At 61.7% G+C, this 2,574-nt stretch carries 5 protein-coding genes; 4 read left to right on the top strand and 1 reads right to left on the bottom strand.

The window, feature by feature from the left end; translation table 11 throughout:
- The coding region (locus L0H65_RS18095) for a hypothetical protein (protein ID WP_301460604.1) at positions 1 to 205 on the top strand (205 nt) is incomplete at its 5' end.
- Between the two features lie 3 nt (positions 206 to 208).
- On the opposite strand, the gene L0H65_RS18090 is transcribed toward L0H65_RS18095, so the two are convergent.
- The gene (locus L0H65_RS18090; protein ID WP_301460603.1) at positions 209 to 844 is read right to left on the bottom strand and encodes a GntR family transcriptional regulator; all 636 of its coding nucleotides are present in this window, start codon (positions 842 to 844) and stop codon (positions 209 to 211) included.
- Between the two features lie 105 nt (positions 845 to 949).
- Here L0H65_RS18090 and L0H65_RS18085 point away from each other — a divergent pair, with 105 nt between their 5' ends.
- The 3 genes from L0H65_RS18085 to L0H65_RS18075 all read left to right on the top strand — a co-directional run.
- Positions 950 to 1,609: a pyrimidine 5'-nucleotidase gene (locus L0H65_RS18085; RefSeq protein ID WP_301460602.1), complete on the top strand. Its 660-nt coding sequence runs from the start codon at positions 950 to 952 to the stop codon at positions 1,607 to 1,609.
- Between the two features lie 86 nt (positions 1,610 to 1,695).
- Positions 1,696 to 1,935 carry a hypothetical protein gene (locus tag L0H65_RS18080; RefSeq protein WP_301460601.1) on the top strand — a complete coding sequence of 80 codons (240 nt, stop codon included), beginning with the start codon at positions 1,696 to 1,698 and terminating at the stop codon, positions 1,933 to 1,935.
- Between the two features lie 57 nt (positions 1,936 to 1,992).
- A partial coding sequence (locus L0H65_RS18075; protein ID WP_301460600.1) for an FAD-dependent monooxygenase occupies positions 1,993 to 2,574 on the top strand: 582 nt, incomplete at its 3' end.

Here is a 2,574-nt window from a genome sequence, read left to right as displayed (position 1 = left end):
GACGGAAGTAATAAATATCACGCTCAATATCATGGGGTTGCGTCGAACGGATCATAAGCTGAGCCTGCTTTGGGTGCCCAGCCTGCATTTCTACTTTCCGCTCGGCGCGCTTGCCTCTTACAAGGCTGCTTGGGAGTTGGTGGCAAAGCCCTTCTATTGGGACAAGACGAGCCACGGCCATTTTGACACCACAGATGAGGTGTGACCGTTACCGCGTTTTCAACTCTCCCGCGTCGATCCGCAACCGTGTCTCAAACGCTTTGGAGATGTGGCCGCGCAATGCCTGATAGGCGGCTTCCCCATCGCGCGCCTCTATCGCCGAAACGATAGCATCGTGTTCCGCCAAACCAACCGAATCGCGCCCTTCGGCGGCAAAGGAGGTGGTCGCCATCAGGGCCATCGACCGATGCACAAGATCAAGCTGCTGCACCAGAAACCGATTGTGCGAGGCGAGATGGATCTGCTTGTGAAACCGCTTGTTCGCACGGCTGAGCGCGCGCGGATCGCCCCCCAGAAGTGCCAGATCATCCTGCGCCATGCCGCGCAGAACCCGGATTTCCTCCTCCGTTGCGTGGCGGGCGGCGAGGCGGGCAGCAAGCCCCTCCAACTCCGTCCGCACGGCGTAAAGTTCAGCCAGTTGGTTGTGATCGAGCGAGGCGACAATCAGGCTGCGCCCATCCCGCGTCAGCATGGATTGCGTCTCCAGCCGCTGCAACGCTTCGCGGACCGGCGTGCGCGAGACGCCAAAACGCTCCGCCAGTTCCGATTCGACAAGGCGGTCGCCGGGTTTGAATATCCCTGCGTCAATCGCCTCAAGGATCAGGGGATAAGCATCTTTTTGCACGCCGGTGCCTTTCTCGGGTCAACGCCGCAAAGACTAACGGGGCGGCGTCCGCACCTCAACCGCAATCGCATTGCAACTAGGGCCCGGTCGCCGTAGCGTGGCACCATGCTGAACGATCCTGTCAGAACCGAATTCTCGCATGTCCGCGCCTGGGTCTTTGATCTGGACAACACGCTTTACCACCCCTCCGCCCGTCTGTTCGATCAGATCGAGGTGCGGATGACGGCGTGGGTGATGCAAACGCTGCGCGTTGACCGGACAGAGGCGGATCGCCTGCGCCGCCACTATTGGGCAAGCTACGGCACCACGCTCGCCGGATTGATGCAGGAACACGGCGTAGACCCTGCGCCCTATCTGACGGATGTACATGAGATTTCGCTGGAGCATCTGACGCCGGACCCGGCGCTCGCCGCACAAATCCGCGCCTTGCCGGGGCGTCGCATCGTTTACACCAACGGTTCCGCCCCCTATGCCGAAAGGGTGCTGGCGGCGCGCGGGCTTTCCAACCTGTTTGACGCGGTTTACGGCGTTGAAAACGCAGGGTTCCGCCCCAAGCCAGAACGGGGGGCGTTCGAAATGATTTTCGCAAACGACGGCATAGACCCTGCCCGCGCCGCTATGTTTGAGGATGACCCCCGCAACCTTGCCGCCCCGCATGAAATGGGGATGCGCACCGTCCATGTCGCGCCCGAACCGGTGCCAAAGCCACATATCCACTATCACACGGATGATCTGGCGGGATTTCTGGCGCGGCTTTGGCGCTGACTGCGGCACGATGCCACCCCGCGTCAAGACGCGGCATTCACCTACGGCCGTCTTTGCGCTAATTCCCGGAAAACAGGAGGACGCACATGTTCAGCCAAACGCTTCGCCAGCCGCATCGACCCCGGTTGATCCATCAATTGCCAATTCTCGGCACCGTCTGGCGCGATATCGCGCGCGAACCAGACAGCATCTATTACGCGCTGGTGATCCTGCTGACCGCGCTGGTGTTGGCGGTCAAGACTTGGGGCATAGTGGCACTCGCCCTGTCCGCATTGGCGCTGGTGCCTGTCGTTTTTACCTGCCTGCTGCTGATCACTCGCGGCTGACACGTCTTGGCCCGGCGCGCGATGCGCCCTATGCTTCCGCGCAAAGGGAACCCAGACATGACACGGCAAGCCATTGATATCCTGATTTCCGGCGGTGGCGTGGCCGGGCTTTGCGCAACCGTCTCTTTTGCCAGCGCCGGGTTTTCTGTCCTGTGTGTTGATCCGGCGCCACCGATCACCAACAGCAATGCCGCAGGGGCCGATCTGCGCAGCACCGCGTTTCTGACGCCCTCCATCGACCTGCTGCGCCAGATCGGACTTTGGGACCGGCTTTCCCCCCATGCCGCCGCCTTGCAGATCATGCGCATCGTCGATGCCGGCGGCGCGGTGGGGGAGGCACGCCTGAGCCGCGATTTCGATGCCGCGGACCTGTCGGATCAACCGTTCGGCTACAACCTGCCCAACTGGCTGCTGCGGCGTGAAATGCTTGCGCAGATTAATGCGCTCCCCAATGCGACATTTTTTCCCGGCGTCTCCACCACCAGCATCCTGACACGGGAAACCGAGGCGCTTGTCGGTCTGTCCGACGGCGGCACATGGCGCGCCCGGCTCCTGATCGGGGCGGACGGCCGCGATTCCGCAGTACGGCAGGCATTGAATATCTCGGTAAGAACAACGCGCTACGGTCAAAAGGCACTG

It is taken from the genome of Pseudorhodobacter sp., assembly GCF_030452865.1.
In the GTDB taxonomy this organism is placed as follows: domain Bacteria; phylum Pseudomonadota; class Alphaproteobacteria; order Rhodobacterales; family Rhodobacteraceae; genus Pseudorhodobacter.
Note: the sequence above shows the minus strand (reverse complement) of the source record. Positions and strands in the feature narration are given on the sequence as shown.

Bases quoted from the DNA above. Each gene is read 5' to 3' on its own strand.
- L0H65_RS18080 (WP_301460601.1), top strand. From the start codon at position 1,696: ATGTTCAGCCAAACGCTTCGCCAGCCGCATCGACCCCGGTTGATCCAT.
- L0H65_RS18085 (WP_301460602.1), top strand. From the start codon at position 950: ATGCTGAACGATCCTGTCAGAACCGAATTCTCGCATGTCCGCGCCTGG.